This is a genomic window from Epilithonimonas hispanica, from assembly GCF_003385395.1.
Taxonomy (GTDB): domain Bacteria; phylum Bacteroidota; class Bacteroidia; order Flavobacteriales; family Weeksellaceae; genus Epilithonimonas; species Epilithonimonas hispanica.
The window spans coordinates 1-20,103 of sequence record NZ_QNUG01000016.1 but is presented as its reverse complement, the minus strand read 5'-3'; the positions used below and the strand labels follow the sequence as shown (position 1 = coordinate 20,103).

Here is a 20,103-nt window from a genome sequence, read left to right as displayed (position 1 = left end):
TTGAAGAAAGATTTGGGGTTATTTGAGTAGCGCTTGTGTACTCTTTCTGTACCCTTTGTAGTATCTAACTCTAATTTTGTTCCAGTACTGGTCTATTACTAGTCCATTGTTTTATTGGACTCTATTGGACTTGTATTGGACTTGTATTGGACTTGCTCTTGTAGAATTGAAGATATTGAGCAATGTTTGTATTGTAAAGTTAAGTAAATATTTTGACTGAAAATGATTTTAAATAGTAATCATTAATTTGTTGAATATGAGGATGTTCTTTAAATTTGGTTTCAAACTAACTTACTATTGAAAACAAATGATTAAATTTCTATTTACTAGATTTCTATTAGCAATCTTATCTTTTAGCTATACACACGAACTTCTAAACAACTGCCCAGAAAAGGAATATCTTGCAGAGATATCCTATACCCAATTCTACCAGATAGGAATTCTTCAATATGTTTATCAGTAAAGAAAATTGATAGTCGCGGATAATAAATCCTCGATATCAGAAAGCAAGTATAATACTTTATAATACGTTTAACTTTAATAACTAATCCCTAATAAAATAATGATATGACACATAAGAAAATATCGAATAAATTTATTGAGTCAATTCTTCAAGAGTTTCCAGAAAACAATGGTCTAGAGAACTTAGAAGAATTTAAAAAAGTTTGAGCATTTAAGTAATTATTTAACTATTTCAAAACATCATCCTGAAGCATTTGATTCGATTGAAGTATTTGAAAGCGTTAATATGGACTCAGGCTCAAACTATGGAATAGATGGAGGTGCAATATTAATAAATGGAAATTTATTAAGTAACCCATCAGATATAGAACTTTATTCTAAATCTAGAAAACGTGAGGTAATAATTGTTTTTAATCAATCAAAAACATCTGCTAGTTAAAACCAACAAATACGTAACAACATATTCTACGAAAATGTACGTGACTTTCAAGGTATTGAAAATAAGGTAAACAATTGATAACAAAGCCAATTATCCTGTTCTCCTCATCCATTGCCATCACGGTGTGGGACGTTCGCGTTTGTTCAGTTCTATATATCGAATCGAATATGAAAAATTTTCTAATGAAGATGCGAGAGCTAATGCGCGTTACCTTTGGGAATTGAGTGGTAACTTCTCTAAGAATTCTTCAAAAGGTCAGTATCTCATTAATTATAAAAAGAGAACTCACAACAATCATTGATGATTTGAAGAAACAAATTCTTATTTTAGCAACTATAACTCATTAAAAAACTAAATTCTATGGAAAAAAGAAAAGCGCCCGTATTCACAATGTGGATTGTTGCTCTGATTGTGGGAGCTGCGTTATACAAGCAAATCGATTTTAAAACCTTTACAGTGGAAAAGCAGGCTTTATCGGCGCTTTATGCTGTGACTTTTATATTTGCTGTAGGGGTTTTGATAAGACATTACACCAAAAAGACTGAGAAATAACAATCAATCTATTTACATAAAAAAAACCGTTCTTCAGCAGAACGGTTTTGGTTTTATTAATTATTCAGAATATAATTTCAGTAATTGTCTATACCCGATGAGGATTGCTGATTTTGAGATAAAACCAATGAATTTGTTATTCTCATCTACAACCGGCAGATTCCAATAGCCTGTATCATCAAAAATCTGAAGTATCTCCAGAGCTTTATTCTCCTGATGAATAATAGCAGGCGGCGCTTTCATAATTTTAACAATTGATAGTGAGTCAGTTTCTTTTGAAAAAAGATAAGGTCTGATATCATCCAGATTAAGAATTCCTTTGAGTTTACCAAGATCATCAATAACGGCAAAGGTATTTTTGTTACCGTTTTTTATCATTTCGAATAACTCTGTAATAGATGCATTGACATTAATCGTTTGAGATTGAAAATCAATATAATCTTTGGTACGTAGAGAAAACAAAAGGTTTTTATCGTGCTTGTTGGTGAAGATTTTTCCTTGGTCTGCAAGAGATTTCAGTTCCGGAGAAATTGGAGAGAAACGTTTTGCCATCAGGTAAGAAATCACAGAGACAATCATTAATGGAATGAAAAGGTCATATCCAAAACTGGATTCTGCAATCAGGAATATCGCTGTCAATGGCGCGTATAGAATTCCGCTCATTGCGCCTGCCATTCCTACCAAAACAAGATTGGTTACAGGAACTTCTTTAAAACCAATCTGCTGACAAACTACCGCAAACAGAAAACCTGCAGTTCCACCCGCAAAAAGCGAGGGCGCAAAATTACCACCGTTTCCACCACTGAAAATGGTAAATGGTGTTGCAAAAGCTTTCAGAATTAATACTAAAATCAGAAAGATAATAATCGTAAAATTCCTGAATTCAAAATATCGGAACAAACTGTTTTCGATAATCTCAAGTGTATCGCCATTCGTAAAAGCTTTAATCGTATCATAACCTTCACCAAACAATGGTGGAAATAATACACATAATAAAGATAAAACCGCACCTCCAAACATCGCTCTCCTAATTGGAGACATCTTGAGCTTCTGGATAAAATGTTCTACTTTTTGAGAAACAATAACAAAGTAACGTGCATACAAACCTGTAACAACACCTAAAAGAAGATAATACGGGATATTCTTATAATCAAAAGCTTCTCTTGTATAAAACCTAAATAATATATCTTCCTGCAATAATATCCTGGACAGCAAACTTCCACAAACCGCAGCTACAACCAAAGGAATAAAATCTGTAAAAACCACACCGGTCAGCAGAATCTCGAAGGCAAACATCATCCCCGCAATCGGCGCATTGAAAGCCGACGCAATCCCCGCAGTTGCACCTGCCGCTAAAAGTAATGTTCTTTCTTTGTAACTCAGTCTGTAAGTCTGTGCGTAGTTGGAACCAATCGCAGCTCCGGTTACAGCAATTGGACTTTCCAAACCAGCTGAACCACCTAAACCTACAGTAATCGCACTCTGAACAATCTGAGAATACATTTTTACAGAAGAAACAATACTAGAGTTTTGCGCAATCTCATATAAAATTGCACTGATTCCTTTTCTATCTTGTCCTTTGAAAATAGCTTGAACAACCATAGTTGTTAAAACGATTCCTAAAAACGGAAATACAATGTAGAACAGAATCTGATATTCGAAATGAACTTTGTGCGTGATGAAATAATGGATATTATGAACCAATGTTTTCAGAATCACGCCAGCCATTCCAGCTGTAAGTCCCACCAAAATACCTGACAAGAGCAGAAATTGATTCCTGCTCAAACGTGTATTGAGCCAATGCAGAATCAACTCATAACTGCGCGCTTTTTCCAGACCAAACTGTTGAAAGTCTCTTTTGAATTTTAAAAAGCTGAGGTATTTTTTTCTAGTATGAATCTTCACAACCGTGAGTTTGAATGCAAATATACCAAATGAAAAAGAGACTGGCTAAAGCATTAGAAATTACTTTAATAAAATCATCATTCAATAAAGTGGTTTTCATAAATTTGAGTTCTATAAATCAGAAACTGATGTTTGATTTTCGATTAAAAGTTTTTTATATCACGGCAAAACGACTCAACTTTACCAAAGCTGCAGAAGAATTATTTATTTCGCAACCTGCAGTAAGTAAACACATTCACGAAATTGAACAGTATTACGAAACAAAACTTTTTGACCGAAACGGAACCAAAATAAAACTCACGCAAGCCGGTCTTCTACTCTACAAACACACTGAAAAATTGATGGACATCTATCGAGACATCGATTTTGAAATTGCTGCTTTGTCCGACCATTCAAAAGGTGAATTGAGAATTGGAGCAAGTACGACTGTTGCGCAATATTTTCTTCCGAAATACATTGCTTCTTTCAAAGAAAAATTCCCTGATATCAATGTGACTTTGATTTCCAATAATACAGAAATCATCGAAAATCTACTGACCGAAAATAAAATAGATCTGGGCGTGGTAGAAGGTCAGCCCAATCATCAAAATCTAAAATACACTTGTCTCGTAAAAGATGAAATTGTGTTATGTACAAGAAGTAAAAATAAGGAGATCAGCAAACCGAATATCAAAATTGAGGAGCTTAAAAAACTTCCTTTTATTCTTCGTGAAGCAGGTTCGGGTTCGTTGGACATTATTGCTTCTCAACTGAAACGTAATAGAATCAATCTTTCTGAACTGAAAAAAGAAATCGAACTTCAAAGCACCGAAAGCATCAAATCTTATCTTCTGAATTCTAATACTTATGCTTTTCTCTCCATCCATTCTATTTTCAAAGAACTGAAAGATAACGAGCTTAAAATTATTGACATCAAAGGATTGGATTTTGAACGTTGTTTTTATGGAGTCATCAATCAAGGAGACCAAAACAAATTGCAGGAATTATTCTTTAATCACATCGCATCTTCATAACTTAAAGTTATTGTATATTAAAAATAGTTATTTCTCTACCCTGTTTTTACTGCGGAAATTTGCTGTAAAATAATATAGGTTATGATTACCGAAAATACCTTAGCGAAAAAAGAAACTTTTAGAAAAATTACTTTCATTATTCTTTTATTAATTTGTTTAACACCTTGGATTTCGCCTCCGATTGCTTTGTTATTAGGAATTTTTGTTGCTCAATTAATTGGACATCCGTTTTCACATCTTAATCATAAAGTCACAAGCATTTTGTTGCAATTTTCAGTTGTCGGATTAGGATTCGGAATGAATATACATACCGCTCTGAAAGCCGGAAAAGAAGGTTTAATGTTTACCATCATTTCGATTGCAATTACATTGTCTGTCGGTTTTATTTTAGGCAAGCTTTTAAAAATCGACAGAAAAATAGCTTATCTTATTTCGACAGGAACAGCCATTTGTGGAGGAAGTGCGATTGCCGCAATTTCTCCGGTTATAAAAGCAGAAGAAAGGCAAATCAGCGTGGCTTTGGGAACAATTTTCATCCTAAATTCATTGGCTCTTTTTTTATTCCCTTTCATTGGTCATCAACTCAATTTGTCTCAGTCTCAATTTGGAATTTGGAGTGCGATTGCAATTCAAGATACGAGTTCGGTTGTGGGAGCTGCAAGTAAATTTGGTTCTGAAGCTTTGCAAATCGCAACGACGGTAAAACTGACCAGAGCATTATGGATTATTCCGATTGCAATTGCGAGCTCGTGGGTGTTCAAATCGAAAGATGCAAAAATCAAAATTCCTTATTTCATCGGATTATTTGTAGTTGCGATTTTACTTCACACTTACATTCCATTTATTGGAAAAATAAGTGATTCGATTGTCAATATTTCTAAAATCGGATTAACAGTAACATTGTTTCTCATCGGTTCAGGACTTTCTAAAAAGATTTTGAGTTCAGTAGGTTTTAAACCGATTTTTCAAGGTGTTGTTTTGTGGATTATCATTTCATTGATTGGACTTTGGTCCGTGCTGTCGTTTGTTTAACAATCAATTTATTTAAATATTTTCTGCGCAAATTCATACAAACAACGTCTCCAAGTCAGCCATTCGTGATAAGTTCCGGCAGATTTGTATTGTACGAACGGATATTTATTTTGGTTTAAATAATCACTCAACAAATTATTGTAATTAATAAAACGTTGGTCTTCTTTTTCGCCAATTCCCATAAAAAAGAAAGGCTTTGATTTTGACTTCAAAAGATTATCTATCGGTAATTCCTTGAAAGGCTGAGTTTCTGTTCCTTCATAAATTACCGGGCTGAAAGAACCAATCGCAGAAAACAAATCCGGATGATTAGCGCCAATCAACATTGCCTGATAACTTCCTCGGGAAAGTCCTGCAATTGCTTGTTTTTTATTAGTCTTATATTTTTTATTAATGTAAGGAATCAGTTCATCCACCACAATTTTCTCAAGATTTTTTGTTGAGAGAACTGTTCTTGGATAATCATCGGGTAATTTTTCTTGTTCAGGATTCAGAGCAACGCCGTAATCCAATACGACAATCATTTCTTCTGCTTTTTTATCTGAAAAAAGATTATCTAAAATATTACCGATGTAACCTTGCTTTTCCCAGCCTGTGATATCTTCACCGGTTCCGTGATAGAGATATAGAACCGGAAATTTTTTGGTTCCATAACTTGGCGGCAGATAAACTTTGAAGTTTCTTTTTCCCTTAGTAATTTCTGAATTCAAACTATCGTCAACAATTTTTCCGTGTTTTACATTCTTGTCGAAAAAAAAATCTTCACCAGAAAGAATTTCAATTCCGCTTGTCGGTTGTCCATAGCCGAAATAAAGCTCTGTATTTGGGTCATTAGTTCTTTTTCCATCCACATTGAACCAATAATAATGAAATCCAATTTCTAAAGGCGAAGTATTGAAAATCCAAAAACCATCAGTTCCTTCCGCAGCATCGTATGATAGATTCTGCATTCCGTCTCCGCCTTCTATCGTAACAGATTTAGCTTTTGGAAAATAAACTTTGAACTCTGCTTTTCTATCTTTATTTATTTTCGGAAACTCCTTTCCGGCTTTTGCAGTTGAAGAGGTTTTATAGGTCTGCGAAAATAATAGAGTTGAACTTAGAACAAGAATAGAAGTTATGGTTTTAAAGCTCTGCATTGAATCAATTTTAAAGAATGCAATTTAAGGATTCTTAGCTCATTTATATTAAATAAAAAACCGCTCAATGTAGAGCGGTTTTAAATGAAATATTTGAAGTTTAATAATTTCCTTCGTCCTGTAATTCTTTGTTCTGATAATCCTGAACCAATTCAATCGCATTATTGATAACATCGCTAAGAGCTGTAATGAAAGTGCCTTCCTCAGCAAGACTCATCGCGTGTTTCAAAGCATCAATCTCTTTTGGGATGCACTCGTAACTTACGCTTTTATCCACACTTTGAATTCCCTCTATAATCAATCCATTAATCTCGTCTTCAGTTCTGCCACGCAGATGTTTCTCATTTCTGATGATGATATGGTCAAACATTCTTGCAGCAATTTTTCCACACTCTCGGATGTCATTATCACGTCTGTCACCAACACCGGAAATAATTCCGATTTTTTTGTTGGATTCAACATTTTTCAAATAATCTTCAATCGCTTCATAACTTGCAGGATTATGCGCAAAGTCAATCATCACTTTGAAGTTCTTGAATTTGAAAATATTCAATCTGCCTGGAGTCAACTGTGCGCTTGGAATAAACGTTGTTAAAGCCAAAGCAATATTCGGAATTTCGAAACCGTAAACATAGGCCGCGAGAGACGCTGCTAGAACATTCGCAATCATAAACTTCGCTTTGCCTTCCATCGTAATCGGAATATTCTTAACACGTTCGATTCGGATTTTCCACTCTCCTTTTTTGATAGTCACAAAACCTTCTTCATAGACGCAGGTAATTTTTCCTTCTTTCGCAAACTTCTTGATGTGAGGATTATTTTCGTCCAAACTAAAAAGTGCCACTTTTGGACGCAAATCATCTGCTAATCTCATAGAATATTCGTCATCAGCATTCAAAATACACCAACCATCTTTTTTAACACTGTCCAAAACCACACGTTTAACTCTGGTCAAATCTTTAAGATTATGAATATCGCTCAATCCTAAATGGTCTTCCTTGATATTAGTCAAGACACCAATATCACAGCTTCCAAAACCAAGTCCTGAACGCAGAATTCCACCTCTGGCTGTTTCCAAAACTGCAAATTCTACAGTTGGATCTTTTAAAATAAATTCAGCTGACATCGGACCAGTAGTATCTCCTTTTTCCAATAAAGTATTCTGAATATAAATTCCGTCCGACGTTGTGAACCCTACTCTTTTTCCATTATTCTTAACAATGTGAGCCAATAGTCTGGTCGTTGTCGTTTTTCCATTAGTCCCAGTTACTGCAATAATCGGAATTCTAAATTCTTTTCCTTGTGGATAAAGCATATCCACAACCGGAGCAGCTACGTTTCTTGGTAAACCTTCACTCGGAGCAAGATGCATCCTGAACCCCGGAGCCGCATTCACTTCTAAAATTGCACCACCACTTTCTTTCAAAGGCTGCGTCAGATTTTCCGCCATAATATCGATTCCGCAGACATCCAATCCGATAATTCTTGAAACACGTTCAGCCATTTGAACATTTTCGGGATGAATCATATCTGTCACATCAATCGAAGTTCCTCCAGTTGAGAGATTCGCTGTTGATTTTAGATAAACGATTTCTCCTTTTTGCGGAATCGTTTCAAGAGTATAATTTAATTTTTCAAGAAGTTCGTTGGTGTCTTTGTCAACATCAATTTCCGTCAGCACATTCTCGTGTCCGTAACCTCTTCTTGGGTCTAGATTTTCTTTATCTATTAATTGCTGGATATTCAGTTCGCCATCACCGACTACGTGAGCAGGAACTCTTCTCGCTGCTGCAACCATCTTGTGATTGATGACCAAAACTCGGAAATCAAAACCTGTAATATATTTTTCAACAATCACTTTTCTGGAATATTTCTGAGCGTGTTCTAAACCAATAACCGCAGTTTCATAATCCTTAACATTGATGGAAGCACCTTTACCGTGATTTCCGTCCAAAGGTTTCAGAACCAAAGGATAACCGATTTTTTTGATGACATATTGCAAATCTTCTTCATCCACAACCAAACCTCCTGAAGGAACAGGAATTGCGGCATCTTCCAGCATTTTTTTTGTCAGTTCTTTGTTGCAGGCAATATCAACGGCAATACTGCTTGTATTTCCAGTAATAGTCGCTTGAAATCTTTGCTGATTAATTCCATAACCCAGCTGAACCAGCGAGTTTTTCCCTAATCTAATCCAAGGAATTCTCCTAGAAGCGGCTTCTTCCACAATACTTCCTGTAGAAGGACCTAATCTTTCTCTTTCTCGGATTTCTTTAAGATTATGAATACATTTTTCAATATCATATTCTGTGGAGTTCATCAACGCTTCTGCAATTTTTACCGCTTCTTCTGCTGCAAAAACACCCGCTCGTTCTTCAAGATAATTGAAAACGACATTGTAAACACCTGGTGTTTTGGTTTCTCTAGTCCTTCCAAACCCAACATCCATTCCTGCTAAAGTCTGGATTTCCAAAGCGATATGTTCTATAACGTGTCCCATCCACGTTCCCTTTTCTACACGTTTGAAAAATCCGCCTTCTACACCTTCAGAACATCTGTGAGAAATCAACGATGGTAAAAGCTGTTCGATTCTTTCTCGAAATCCTTCAATTTTGTTGGTTGGAAAATGCTCGGTTTCTTCCAAATCCAAGCGCATTTGTATTAATTTTTTTCTTGTGATGCTCCAGATATTAGGACCTCTCAAGACTTGTATTTTTTCTATTTTCATATCCTTTTTTCGCTATATCACATTTCTATTTTATCAAAGATAACGGAAAAGCTTCAAAATCAATAAAAATCAGAAATAATTATTTTAACATAAAATGAATTTTTTATCAATTTGTAAAAACAATTAACAAATCGTTAATTTTAAAACACAAAACAATTCAAATAAGTCATTAACTATTAAAAGTTTAAATCTTATTTAAGGATTTTTACGCTGTTAAGATTATGTTTATTCTATAATGATTTATTATTTTTGTTATCTATGAAGTTAAATGGAAAATTAGTCATCATCGGAGGCGCTGTAAACAAAGGAAGTTTTACAGAAATCGAGTTTGACCAAAATGTAGAAAAAAACCTCAACTTTTTTGAAAGAGGAATCCTCAGAAAAATAATCGATGAGTCCAAACATAAAGAAAACTCTGTTATAGAAGTTATCACGACTGCATCACAAATCCCAGACATCGTGGGACCTGAATATAAAAAAGCATTCGAATATCTGGGTGCAAAACATTGCAATATTCTTGACATTCAGAATCGTGAACAAGCAAATAGTGATGCGATTGTTGCAAGAGCTAATGCCGCAGATGTTGTAATGTTTACAGGTGGCGATCAACTTCGCCTGACCTCAATTCTTGGAGGAACAAGATTTCACGATGCGATTTTAACTAAATATCAAACCGAAGACTTTATCTACGCTGGAACTTCTGCGGGAGCTGCTGCTGCATCGGAAAATATGATTTATCAAGGTTCCAGCTCGGAAGCCCTTTTGAAAGGTGAAATCAAAACGACTCAAGGTCTTGGATTCATAGAAAATGTCATTATTGATACACATTTTGTTCAAAGGGGAAGAATTGGAAGATTATTTCAAGCTGTTGTAAATAATCCGAGAACTTTGGGAATTGGTCTTGGTGAAGACACCGGTTTATTCATTGAAGGTGATACGATGACCGCAATTGGTTCTGGCCTTGTGATTTTGGTAGATGGACTTCAAATCAAAGATACCAACTTAACAAATGTAGAATTGGGGCAACCTATTTCTATTAAAAATTTGATTGTTGATGTGCTTTCTATGAATGATACTTTCGATTTGAAAACCAGAGAAATGACGATTGTTAATTCTCAGTACAATCCGATTCCGCAGGTAAGTTCTGAATAACTAAAACTTTTTCAACCACATAGACACATAGAAAAATCTCTATAAAAAGGAAACATAGAATCAAATCTATTTATCCTTAAAATTTCAATAAAACTATTTGACTATGTGGTTTATTTTCAATTATTCCATTAAAAATAAATCTATGAAAATAATCATCCACGGCGGATTTTTCTCCGAAAGCAGTCAAAGCAATGAAGTGAAATTGGCAAAACAAAACTCATTGAAAGACATTGCTAAAAAATCTTATGAATTTCTAAAAGACAATTCGGCTTTCGACACTGTTGCTTATGCGGTTTCGCTTTTGGAAGATGATGAACTGTACAATGCTGGAATCGGTTCACAAATCCAAAGTGACGGTGTAATCCGAATGAGCGCTGCGATTATGAATGGCGAAACTCAGAAAATGAGTGGCGTGATTAATATTCAAGATGTTAAGAATCCAATTTTTGTTGCTAAGGAATTGATTAAAGAAGACGACCGCGTTCTTGGTGGAAATGGTGCAAAAATTTATGCTGCAGAAAATGGTTTCGAAGATTTCTCGACAGAAATCCCGCAACGAAGAAAAGAATACGAAGAAAAACTGAAAAACGGAGGAAAAGGAACTGTTGGTGCAGTCGCCATTGACAAACACGGAAAACTAGCTGTTGCTACTTCAACCGGTGGAAAAGGGTTTGAAATCCCCGGAAGAATTTCTGATTCTGCAACTGTTGCAGGAAATTACGCCAATCAATTTTGTGCTGTGAGTTGTACCGGAGTTGGTGAGGATATTGTGAGCAACGCAACTGCCGCTAAAATAGTTACCCGAGTTACAGATGGTTTAACTATAGAAAATGCTTTTGATAGAACCTTCGAAGAATTAAAAGAAATTGACGGTTTTGCAGGCGCAATCGGAATTGATTCTGAAGGAAATATTTTTCATCAAGATTCTTATCCAACAATGGTTTTTGCAAGTTTTGACGGGATTGATTTTGAGGTTTTTGAGTAAATAAAATCAATACATTATATAAAAAACAAAACCGCTTTCTTTCAACAGCGGTTTTGTTTTCTTTATTATTAATTAATCTAACCAGCCCATTTCCTTCATCCACTCATCATTGTAGATTTTCCCTACATAACGTGAACCGTGATCGTGAAGCAAAACGACAATAATGTCATCTTTTGTAAACTGATCTTTCATCTGAACCAAAGATGATATCGCACTACCTGCAGAATAACCACAGAAAATACCTTCTTCTTTAGCTAGCTTTCTAGCGTAGATTGCGCCATCTTTATCCGTCACTTTTTCGAAGTGGTCAATCACACTCATATCATAATTCTCCGGAAGAATATCTTCTCCAATTCCTTCTGTGATGTAGGTGTAAGCATGATCCAAATGAATCTCTCCAGTTTCATGAATCTCTTTCAAAATTGAACCATAAGTATCAATACCAATTACTTTGATATTTGGATTTTTTTCTTTGAAGAATTTTCCACAACCCGTGATTGTTCCTCCTGTTCCAGCTCCAACAACAAAATGAGTTAGTTTTCCTTCTGTTTGCTCCCAGATTTCCGGTGCCGTACTTTCGTAATGCGCTTGTCTGTTAGACAGGTTATCATATTGATTCACATACCAAGCATTTTCGGTTTCTTGTGTCAATCTTTTAGCAGTTGAATAATAAGAACGCGGATCTGTAGGCTTAACATCCGTTGGACAAACAATCACCTCTGCACCAACAGCACGCAGGATATCACATTTTTCTTTGGATTGTTTGGAATTGGTCACAAAAATACATTTGTAACCCTTTTGGATGGCTACCAATGCCAGCCCCATTCCTGTATTTCCGGAAGTTCCTTCGATGATTGTTCCTCCAGGTTTCAGACGTCCGTCTTTTTCTGCATCTTCAATCATCTTAAGAGCCATTCTGTCCTTAACAGAGTTTCCAGGATTAGTCGTTTCTACCTTCGCTAAAACCAAAGCTGGAAAATCATCTCCCAAAACTCTGTTAAGCTTCACCAAAGGTGTATTGCCAATCGTTTCTATAATATTATTATAATATTTCATATCGTATTGTTATAAAACAAATGTTTTAATTTTTTATGCTTTAAGGCATTTATATTTATCCTCTCGCTCTTTCCAGTAGCACCATCATCAGAAAGCTTAACACCACCAAAGATTCATCTTCATCATCAATATCAATTAATCTTTCCAGCTGAAATCTTCTGCCAATCAATGAAGGCATTTTCTTGAGTCTAAAATACTCTTTTCCTGCAGAATCTTTCACAGTATAAGAAGGATTAAGAAAATAACCTGTAAATAATCCTATAATAGGAATCTCACCAATAAAAGAATCCCATACTTTTATCCAGCCATTATCTTCATTAATCTGATACTTTGGTTGGTCATTTTCATCAATAATATCGTATCGCGATTTCCAGATAGAACGCATCCCTTTTCTAGCCAATCTCCCGAACTTTTTACCATTCACAAGATCTGTCATCATATATGATGCATTGAAATCTATCCACTGATTAGCCTTAATGTTAAACAATTCCTGAGATTTGCTTTCGTCATTAAAAACAATCACATCTTCTTTTAGCTTAAACATTTTTTGACGCACATACGCCACATAATTACCATTTTTGTCGGTAATATTAAAGTCGCTGGCCAATGTTGTGATTTTGAATTTAAAATCAAGCGGATAGTTGAGATTTTTTAATATCATATTAGTTTGTTTGATTATCTAAAAATTACTTAACTGTACTTAATCGATTTTACAGGTGAAATCTTACTAATCAAATAACTCGGAAGAATCATCGCAATTCCCGATACGATAAAAATCCCGACCGATACGGAAATAAAATACAACGGATTAAGATCTACCGGAACTGTACTGATGAAATAATTTTCCGGATCCAGCTTGATGAGTCCTGTATATTTCTGAATAAGCAACAGTCCAATCCCTATCACATTTCCTGCCAAAAGTCCCGGAATCATAATTATTAGTGTATAATTAATAAATATCGAGCGGATCTGTGCATTACTTGCCCCAAATGTTTTCAGAAGTCCAATAGAGTTAGTCCTTTCGATAATCAAAATCAGTAAAACCATTATAATATTAATGACTACAACAATGAGCATAATGGCAATAATCAAAGAAATATTCTGATTGAAAATGTTGACCCAATCCAGAATCTGAGGATATTTCTCCGTTACTTTTTCGGCGTAATTTTTATAACCAATATATTTTTCGATTTGAGGAAAAGCAGAATTAATATCATCTGTATCTTTCAAGAAAATATCCAAACCTCCAACTTCTTTATCACTCATATCCATAACTTTGCGGACGTGATTGATATCACCAATCATATAGAGATCGTCCACCAATTTGATGTCGGTCTTATAAATTCCTTTGATTAAAAATTTCCTGTAAATCGGTTTTTGATCTTCTTTTGAGAAAATCGTAACAATACTATCACTGGCTTTCAGAGAAAGGTCGTTGGCTATTTTTTCGGAAAGGATAACCTCGTTATTATAACCATCTTCATTATAATCCGGAATAGAACCCGAAATTATAAAAGACTGGAAGCGTGCTTTGTCAAAATCTCTCCCAACACCTTTCAAGATAACACCTGCAAAGTTGTTTTCTGTTCGCAAAATCCCACTTACTGTAGCATAAGACTGCAAACCTGATACTCCATCAATAGAAGCGATTTTTTTTAAGTCTAAACCATTTGTTTCTAAAACTGAGGAATTGTAGGAGGAATTGGAACGTGTAGATCTCACGGAAACATCACCACTAAAATTAGAAATCCTATCCTCTATTGCTTTTTTGGAGCCTATACCTGTAGAAATCGTAATCAAGGAAACAATGATACCCAAAGCCACAGAAAGCCTACCAATATAGACAATCACCTTGGAGAGATTATTTTTGTTATCTTTGGAAAACGCTATTTTTTTCGAGAAATATAACGGAAAATTCAAATCAATGATTTTAAGCTTCAAAAATAAAACTTTAGTTTTTATCCTGCTAATTTATTTTAGTTCATTAACTTTTATTAAGTCTCAAAATCAATCTGCAGATTGTTTTGAAACTGCAGCTGACAGACCAGAACTGTATCTTCCTTTACTTAAAAATAAAAACGTCATTATTGCAGCTAATCAAACCAGTCTTTTGAAGAATAAAAAACATTTGGTTGATTTTTTAGTTGAAAACAATGTTAAAATCAAATCCATTTTTGCTCCGGAACACGGTTTCCGAGGAACTGCTGATGCTGGTGAACATGTAAAAAGTGGTATTGATAAAAAAACAGGTTTGCCGATTGTTTCTCTTTATGGAGACAACAAAAAACCAAAAGCGGAATATCTGAAAGGTGCAGATGTTATTTTGTTTGATATTCAGGATGTTGGCGTGAGATTTTATACTTATATATCTACGCTTTCTTACATAATGGAAGCAGCAGCTGAGAATAATATTGAAGTGATTGTTCTCGACAGACCAAATCCTAACGATGGTTATACAGATGGACCAATGATGAAAAATCAATGGAAAAGCTTTGTAGGATTACATAATGTTCCGGTTGTTTATGGACTCACAATCGGCGAATATGGTAAAATGGTAAATGGAGAAAAATGGCTGAAAAATGGAGTGACAGCAAAATACACGCTGATCCCAATGCTGAATTATCATAAACAACAGCGTTACGGCGTTTCTGACAAACCTTCTCCTAATCTTCCGAATGATAAAGCCATCAATCTTTATCCAAGTCTCTGTTTCTTTGAAGGAACACAGGTTTCTGTAGGAAGAGGAACAGATTTACCATTCCAAATCTACGGTTCGCCGTGGACAAAAGATTTCCAATATCAATTCACACCGAAACCAACCGAAGGCGCAAAAGATCCTTTTCTGAATGGCAAATTATGTTATGGCGAAAATCTGAGTCAATATTCCCAAGACTTAAGACAAATAAATCTTGAATGGCTTTTGAAATCCTACAAAAATTATAAAAATCCTCAGCAGGATTTCTTTTTGAAAAATCTTTTCTTTGATAAGTTGGCTGGGAATGATGAGCTTAGAAAACAAATCATCTCTGGCAAATCTGAAAAAGAAATTAAAGATAGCTGGAAAAAAGATCTTGAGAATTTTGAAAAAATAAGACAGAAATATATTGTCTATTCAAACTAAAAAAACCTCACAATTGCGAGGTTTTTAGTTATATCTTAAATTGATTATTTCAAGAAAACTGAAACACCTACACCAACACCGATATTATTTGTATTATTCTTAATATCACTATTCTCTTTATATTTAAGATTTGCTGCAGAATAGTTTACACCTAAGTTAAAAGCCACACTTTGATTAACAAAATAGGCTACACCAGCACCAAAACCATAAGCTAAGCCATTAAATTTAACATCTTCGTCTAGCATTGTTGTTGTATTAGTTGCAAATCCAATTCCTGCCTCAACAAAAGGTTTAACTTCACCTGAAACGGGAAAAAAGTAAGTTGCCTGAGGAAGAATGGCAAATGTATTTGATTTACTATCTTCTATTTTTTGGCTTGTATAAGACAAACCTAATCCAACAGCCAAATTGTCAATTACAAAATAACTAGCTGCAGGTGTAATAGAAACGGTTGTTGTTTTTGTTTCACCATAGTTATTCCCTTGAATTTCCAACTTTGTTTTTGCAGAATTGAAAGATAATTCAGTTTTACCAGAAAGCATCCATCCTCCTTTCTGAGTTTGAGCATTCACAGCTCCGCAAAGTGACAAAGCACCAACTAAAAATAGTTTTTTCATAGTTTATAATTTTAAGCCTGCAATTTTAAGAAAATTTAAACAAACTCCAAAATCAAAAAATACTAAAATTTAGTTTTCTTCAGCCAACCATTCTCCGTAAGAATTTTCGGTTTCGTGAAGTTTAAGATAGGCTAATTGGATTTCAGAAGGCAGTTTAGATTGGATTTTTGAAGCAATATCGTAAAGCATATTTTCACAAGTTGGCTGATAATCACAAAAAATTACTTTATGACCTTCATTTTGTAAATTTTCTCCTAAAATCCTGTGCGGAGAAGCGCCATTTACCAAAACTGCATGATCCCAAACATCCACAACTTCTTCCTTTACTATTTTTTTGATGTCACCAAAATCTACCACCATTCCGTTCTTGTTATGTTCCAAATCGTTGATGGGATTTCCTTTTACCGTAACAAATAACTTATAGGAATGGCCGTGCATATTTTTGCATTTGCCATCATAATTATAAAGGACGTGAGCAGTTTCGAAAGTGAAAATCTTGGTAATTCTTATCATGGTGCAAAGATAATTAAAAATCTGTTTTTATAAATTTAGTTAAAGATTTGTTGTCGTGTATTGGAATGTCTATTTTTGTAAAGTAAAGACACAAATATTATAATGAAAAAAACATTCATCTTCCTCAGCCTAATCTCATCTGTCTATTTTTATTCCCAAGACTTTTCCAGCATCAACAAAATCCTTGAAAAAATTGAGGCAAAAGGAAAAAAAATGAAAGACGCGACCAACTACGATCTCAAAGGAAAAAAATTTGTTTTGGTAGAAGATTTTGAAGATCATGGAGAACGTCATATTCTAGAATTCAATATAGATGGGAGTTTGACGATGATAGAATTGATTGATGACAAATCTACCGGAAAAAGTTTTTCTAATATTTTCACAGGAGATTACATCAGAAAGAAAAATGCTATCTCTGTAAGAGCCAATTTCTTGGAAGGTAAACAAATTGCAATCCCGTTGGTTTACAACCTGTATCTTATGAATGCCAATGATGTTTGGTATTTGAAAGATATCAACAACAGCAAACGTTGGATTGAGAATAACAATCTGATTAAAAAGAAGAAATAATTAGTTGATAATTTTTAGTTGCCAGTTGATGGAATTAAGTTTTTAAATAATTGTAACCGAATCTCTAATTTTTCTTTAAAATCCAATACAAACTTCTATAACTTCATCTAATTCTTTTGGCAACGAATCACTTTCCCAAGGTTCTTTTGATCCAAAACTATGACCAGCATTTTCGATGATTTTAAGTTGTGAATCTTTTGTCCAAAGATGAAGGTTTTCAGAATGGCTTTGTTGAACAGATTCGTCATTAGAACCATGAATATACAGACTTGGGATTCTAAGAATTTTACAAGCTTTCTCAACATCAAATCTTTCTTTATTAATTTCAAAATTCTGATAGAATTGAAAATAATGAGGCATCTTTTGTTTGGTTCTTGCATTTTCCACGAAATAAACACCCTTTTTTTCCCAATTTTCAAAAGCTTCATTTTTAGGAAATCTATCCAAAGTAGAAACACTCGCTACAGTAATTAATTTTGAAATCGATTTATTTTCAGAAGCTTTAATAATAGAAATTCCTCCGCCTCTACTATGTCCAAGCAAAATTATTTTGTTGGAGTCAACTTCTTTTTGATTTTTGAAATGATTGATTACAACCTCCAAATCATCCAATTCTTTGGAATAATTATTTTGTCCAAATGCTTCTAAATCTGCAAAATCATTTGGGTTATCAATTGTAGTCCCGTTATGAGAAAAATTGAATTTAACAAAGTAAAATCCAGCTTTTGCGAACTTCTCTCCCATCAATTCCCAGGCGCCCCAATCTTTGTAACCTTTGTAACCGTGAACGAAAATAATCAACGGCAATTTCTCTTCAGAATCTGGAAAAATCGCATCGGCTAAAAATTCTCTGGAACTTTTGAGAATGATATTTTTTTGTTTGATTAAATTCATAGTTCAAGAATTGTTTAAAAATAAAATTGTCATTCTGAAGGAATCTCAGATTTAGATTCTTTCAGAATGAAAAAATGAATATTTTTTTCAAGAACAGAATCAAAAGTCTTTTATCTTTTCTCTATTATCTAAAAGTCTAAATTATATTGTCATCGAAAAAATCCGAGTTTCTGGTTTGTTTCTCATCATTCGGAGGTCGAAAACCATAGCAACATTCCGTGTAAAAGCTCTTCCTTTTTCGGTAATTTTAATTTGATTGTCGAAGATTTCTACCAAACCATCGGATTCCATTTCTTTTAATTTCTCAATCGCATTTTCGATTTCCGGGAAAGACGTTTGCAAGTCCCAACTTGTTTCCAATTGACACATTAGATTCAGAATATGTTTTCTTATGACTAAATCTTCTTCATCTAAAATATGTCCACGGAAAACAGGGATCTCACCTTCTTCTACAATCTTCTGATATTCCTCAACAGTTTTTGCATTCTGAGCAAAAGCATACCAAGAATCAGAGATTGCTGACATTCCCAAACCTACCATCAATTGAGTTTTGCTGGATGTATAACCCATAAAATTACGGTGCAATTTTTTCTGAGTTAATGATTGATAAAGGTCATCGTGTTCCAAAGAAAAATGGTCCATTCCAATCTCGATGTAACCGAGTTCTTCTAATAATTTTTTCCCGTCTTCATAAAGTCGTCTTTTTTCATCACCACTTGGCAGATCACTTTCGTCAAAACCTCTTTGACCAACACCTTTTACCCAAGGAACGTGTGCATAAGAATAGAAAGCTAATCGGTCTGGTTTCAGTTCCAAAGTTTTTCTGATGGTGAATTCGGTGGCTTCCCAAGTTTGATGAGGCAATCCGAAAACCAAATCGTGGCTGATTCCTTTATAGCCAATTTCTCTAGCCCATTCTGTCACGTTTTTCACATTCTCGAAAGGCTGAATTCTATTAATCGCTTTTTGAACTTTCGGGTCATAATCCTGAACACCAAAGCTCACTCTATTAAAGCCCAAATCAAACAAAGTTTGAAGATGTTCACGAGTGGTGTTATTCGGATGACCTTCAAAACTGAATTCCTGTTCTTCCGCAATTTCTACTGTGTCAAAAATGCCTTGAAGAAGTGTTTTCAAGTTTTCAGGTGAAAAGAAAGTTGGCGTTCCTCCTCCCAGATGAAGCTCTTTCAGTTTTGGTTTTTCATCGAATAATTCGAGATATAATTTCCATTCTTTCAAAACACTTTCCAGATAAGGAACTTCTACAGAATGTTGCTTGGTAATCCTCTTGTGACAAGCACAAAATGTACAAAGTGCCTCGCAAAAAGGCAAGTGAATATAAATGGAAATCCCTTCTCCAGAATTGCTTTCTGAAAAGGATTTTATGACTGATTTTTTCCAAAGATCTGCGGTAAAATCGGCCTCATTCCAATAAGGAACTGTAGGATAAGATGTGTAACGCGGACCTGGAATATTGTATTTATCAACTAACGAATTCATTGTTGCAAAGTTACGAAAAGTATGTTTGGAATGATTTTGAATTAGGATAACTTTTGATTGGTAGTTTCTATAATAGATGTCAAAATTTCTATTGAAGACAAATTTCATAGCCACGAATCCTTTTTGTTATTATGATTGCCAAAGAATTCAACAGATTGCTTCAATTTGTTCGGATGACAAAAAAAGATATAGTCCTTCGACATGCGAGATTAAGTTCCTAATAATGGTTTGTAACATACTTTTAAACCCGTAGTGCATTATAAAAAAGGTTACTCATAATACGAAAATTTCGTATATTGTATTGACTACCAATCTAATACATTATGAATAACCTAGATGCAATTTACGATTTTATTTTAAAGGAATTAAGAAAATTAACCATCAAAGAAAATTTTTATTTCAAACCAATTAAACCAAAATTATCT

Annotated in this window: 18 protein-coding genes and 1 pseudogene; 9 read left to right on the top strand and 10 right to left on the bottom strand. The window is 34.4% G+C overall.

Translation table 11 applies throughout. The annotated features are described in order from the left end of the window. Positions 1-748: 748 nt before the first annotated feature. Entirely contained in the window at positions 749-901 is a 153-nt protein-coding gene (locus DRF58_RS18380; protein ID WP_157966722.1) for a hypothetical protein, read from the top strand. Between the two features lie 360 nt (positions 902-1,261). After that, a complete protein-coding gene (locus DRF58_RS09125; RefSeq protein ID WP_116034820.1) occupies positions 1,262-1,453 on the top strand; it encodes a hypothetical protein in 192 nt (63 codons plus the stop codon). A 60-nt stretch (positions 1,454-1,513) separates the two neighbouring features. Here DRF58_RS09125 and DRF58_RS09120 read toward each other — a convergent pair whose 3' ends face one another. Continuing rightward, a complete protein-coding gene (locus DRF58_RS09120; RefSeq protein ID WP_116034818.1) occupies positions 1,514-3,358 on the bottom strand; it encodes a chloride channel protein in 1,845 nt (614 codons plus the stop codon). 29 nt (positions 3,359-3,387) lie between these two features. Here DRF58_RS09120 and DRF58_RS09115 point away from each other — a divergent pair, with 29 nt between their 5' ends. Together DRF58_RS09115 and DRF58_RS09110 are read left to right on the top strand one after the other, a co-directional pair. After that, the gene (locus tag DRF58_RS09115) at positions 3,388-4,371 is read left to right on the top strand and encodes a LysR substrate-binding domain-containing protein (protein ID WP_317124858.1); all 984 of its coding nucleotides are present in this window, start codon (positions 3,388-3,390) and stop codon (positions 4,369-4,371) included. An 81-nt stretch (positions 4,372-4,452) separates the two neighbouring features. After that, positions 4,453-5,403 carry a YeiH family protein gene (locus DRF58_RS09110; RefSeq protein WP_116034816.1) on the top strand — a complete coding sequence of 317 codons (951 nt, stop codon included), beginning with the start codon at positions 4,453-4,455 and terminating at the stop codon, positions 5,401-5,403. Between the two features lie 8 nt (positions 5,404-5,411). On the opposite strand, the gene DRF58_RS09105 is transcribed toward DRF58_RS09110, so the two are convergent. Both DRF58_RS09105 and cphA read right to left on the bottom strand, forming a co-directional pair. Next, entirely contained in the window at positions 5,412-6,542 is a 1,131-nt protein-coding gene (locus DRF58_RS09105; protein WP_116034815.1) for an alpha/beta hydrolase-fold protein, read from the bottom strand. 100 nt (positions 6,543-6,642) lie between these two features. Then, a complete protein-coding gene (gene cphA / locus DRF58_RS09100; RefSeq protein ID WP_116034813.1) occupies positions 6,643-9,270 on the bottom strand; it encodes a cyanophycin synthetase in 2,628 nt (875 codons plus the stop codon). A 258-nt stretch (positions 9,271-9,528) separates the two neighbouring features. Between cphA and DRF58_RS09095 the strand changes: the two genes are divergently transcribed. Both DRF58_RS09095 and DRF58_RS09090 read left to right on the top strand, forming a co-directional pair. Next, positions 9,529-10,422: a cyanophycinase gene (locus DRF58_RS09095; RefSeq protein ID WP_116034811.1), complete on the top strand. Its 894-nt coding sequence runs from the start codon at positions 9,529-9,531 to the stop codon at positions 10,420-10,422. Between the two features lie 142 nt (positions 10,423-10,564). Continuing rightward, positions 10,565-11,407, top strand: a complete 843-nt coding sequence (locus tag DRF58_RS09090) for an isoaspartyl peptidase/L-asparaginase (protein ID WP_116034933.1) — start codon at positions 10,565-10,567, stop codon at positions 11,405-11,407. Between the two features lie 72 nt (positions 11,408-11,479). Here DRF58_RS09090 and DRF58_RS09085 read toward each other — a convergent pair whose 3' ends face one another. Genes DRF58_RS09085 through DRF58_RS09075 form a run of 3 tightly spaced genes read right to left on the bottom strand, consistent with a single transcriptional unit; the run spans position 11,480 to position 14,383 of the window. Next, positions 11,480-12,463: a PLP-dependent cysteine synthase family protein gene (locus DRF58_RS09085; RefSeq protein ID WP_116034809.1), complete on the bottom strand. Its 984-nt coding sequence runs from the start codon at positions 12,461-12,463 to the stop codon at positions 11,480-11,482. Between the two features lie 55 nt (positions 12,464-12,518). Further along, a complete protein-coding gene (locus DRF58_RS09080) occupies positions 12,519-13,124 on the bottom strand; it encodes an LURP-one-related/scramblase family protein (RefSeq protein ID WP_116034807.1) in 606 nt (201 codons plus the stop codon). 29 nt (positions 13,125-13,153) lie between these two features. Further along, positions 13,154-14,383, bottom strand: coding sequence for an ABC transporter permease (locus tag DRF58_RS09075; RefSeq protein WP_116034805.1), 1,230 nt, complete (start codon positions 14,381-14,383; stop codon positions 13,154-13,156). 4 nt (positions 14,384-14,387) lie between these two features. On the opposite strand from DRF58_RS09075, the gene DRF58_RS09070 reads away from it, so the two are divergent. After that, a complete protein-coding gene (locus DRF58_RS09070) occupies positions 14,388-15,584 on the top strand; it encodes an exo-beta-N-acetylmuramidase NamZ family protein (RefSeq protein WP_116034931.1) in 1,197 nt (398 codons plus the stop codon). Between the two features lie 44 nt (positions 15,585-15,628). Here DRF58_RS09070 and DRF58_RS09065 read toward each other — a convergent pair whose 3' ends face one another. Continuing rightward, positions 15,629-16,201 carry a porin family protein gene (locus DRF58_RS09065; RefSeq protein ID WP_116034803.1) on the bottom strand — a complete coding sequence of 191 codons (573 nt, stop codon included), beginning with the start codon at positions 16,199-16,201 and terminating at the stop codon, positions 15,629-15,631. Positions 16,202-16,270: 69 nt separating this feature from the next. Further along, positions 16,271-16,714 (bottom strand): 6-carboxytetrahydropterin synthase QueD, encoded by a 444-nt coding sequence (queD, locus tag DRF58_RS09060; protein WP_116034801.1) that lies wholly within the window; start codon positions 16,712-16,714, stop codon positions 16,271-16,273. Positions 16,715-16,816: 102 nt separating this feature from the next. Between queD and DRF58_RS09055 the strand changes: the two genes are divergently transcribed. Beyond that, positions 16,817-17,284: a hypothetical protein gene (locus tag DRF58_RS09055; protein WP_116034800.1), complete on the top strand. Its 468-nt coding sequence runs from the start codon at positions 16,817-16,819 to the stop codon at positions 17,282-17,284. 75 nt (positions 17,285-17,359) lie between these two features. Here the strand turns inward: DRF58_RS09055 and DRF58_RS09050 are convergent, their stop codons facing one another. Together DRF58_RS09050 and hemN are read right to left on the bottom strand one after the other, a co-directional pair. After that, a complete protein-coding gene (locus DRF58_RS09050; RefSeq protein WP_116034798.1) occupies positions 17,360-18,178 on the bottom strand; it encodes an alpha/beta hydrolase family protein in 819 nt (272 codons plus the stop codon). 141 nt (positions 18,179-18,319) lie between these two features. Beyond that, the gene (gene hemN / locus DRF58_RS09045) at positions 18,320-19,678 is read right to left on the bottom strand and encodes an oxygen-independent coproporphyrinogen III oxidase (RefSeq protein WP_116034796.1); all 1,359 of its coding nucleotides are present in this window, start codon (positions 19,676-19,678) and stop codon (positions 18,320-18,322) included. Positions 19,679-20,001: 323 nt separating this feature from the next. On the opposite strand from hemN, the pseudogene DRF58_RS19230 reads away from it, so the two are divergent. Then, positions 20,002-20,103 (top strand): annotated as a pseudogene (locus DRF58_RS19230) (IS982 family transposase); the annotation flags it as partial.

What these genes read in the sequence shown, in the direction of transcription:
- DRF58_RS09050 (WP_116034798.1), bottom strand. Translation starts at nt 18,178, where the DNA reads ATGAATTTAATCAAACAAAAAAATATCATTCTCAAAAGTTCCAGAGAA.
- DRF58_RS09070 (WP_116034931.1), top strand. Translation starts at nt 14,388, where the DNA reads ATGATTTTAAGCTTCAAAAATAAAACTTTAGTTTTTATCCTGCTAATT.
- queD (WP_116034801.1), bottom strand. Translation starts at nt 16,714, where the DNA reads ATGATAAGAATTACCAAGATTTTCACTTTCGAAACTGCTCACGTCCTT.
- DRF58_RS09085 (WP_116034809.1), bottom strand. Translation starts at nt 12,463, where the DNA reads ATGAAATATTATAATAATATTATAGAAACGATTGGCAATACACCTTTG.
- DRF58_RS09110 (WP_116034816.1), top strand. Translation starts at nt 4,453, where the DNA reads ATGATTACCGAAAATACCTTAGCGAAAAAAGAAACTTTTAGAAAAATT.
- DRF58_RS09080 (WP_116034807.1), bottom strand. Translation starts at nt 13,124, where the DNA reads ATGATATTAAAAAATCTCAACTATCCGCTTGATTTTAAATTCAAAATC.
- DRF58_RS09090 (WP_116034933.1), top strand. Translation starts at nt 10,565, where the DNA reads ATGAAAATAATCATCCACGGCGGATTTTTCTCCGAAAGCAGTCAAAGC.
- DRF58_RS18380 (WP_157966722.1), top strand. Translation starts at nt 749, where the DNA reads ATGGACTCAGGCTCAAACTATGGAATAGATGGAGGTGCAATATTAATA.
- DRF58_RS09115 (WP_317124858.1), top strand. Translation starts at nt 3,388, where the DNA reads ATGAAAAAGAGACTGGCTAAAGCATTAGAAATTACTTTAATAAAATCA.
- DRF58_RS09095 (WP_116034811.1), top strand. Translation starts at nt 9,529, where the DNA reads ATGAAGTTAAATGGAAAATTAGTCATCATCGGAGGCGCTGTAAACAAA.
- DRF58_RS09105 (WP_116034815.1), bottom strand. Translation starts at nt 6,542, where the DNA reads ATGCAGAGCTTTAAAACCATAACTTCTATTCTTGTTCTAAGTTCAACT.
- hemN (WP_116034796.1), bottom strand. Translation starts at nt 19,678, where the DNA reads ATGAATTCGTTAGTTGATAAATACAATATTCCAGGTCCGCGTTACACA.
- DRF58_RS09125 (WP_116034820.1), top strand. Translation starts at nt 1,262, where the DNA reads ATGGAAAAAAGAAAAGCGCCCGTATTCACAATGTGGATTGTTGCTCTG.
- DRF58_RS09065 (WP_116034803.1), bottom strand. Translation starts at nt 16,201, where the DNA reads ATGAAAAAACTATTTTTAGTTGGTGCTTTGTCACTTTGCGGAGCTGTG.
- DRF58_RS09055 (WP_116034800.1), top strand. Translation starts at nt 16,817, where the DNA reads ATGAAAAAAACATTCATCTTCCTCAGCCTAATCTCATCTGTCTATTTT.
- cphA (WP_116034813.1), bottom strand. Translation starts at nt 9,270, where the DNA reads ATGAAAATAGAAAAAATACAAGTCTTGAGAGGTCCTAATATCTGGAGC.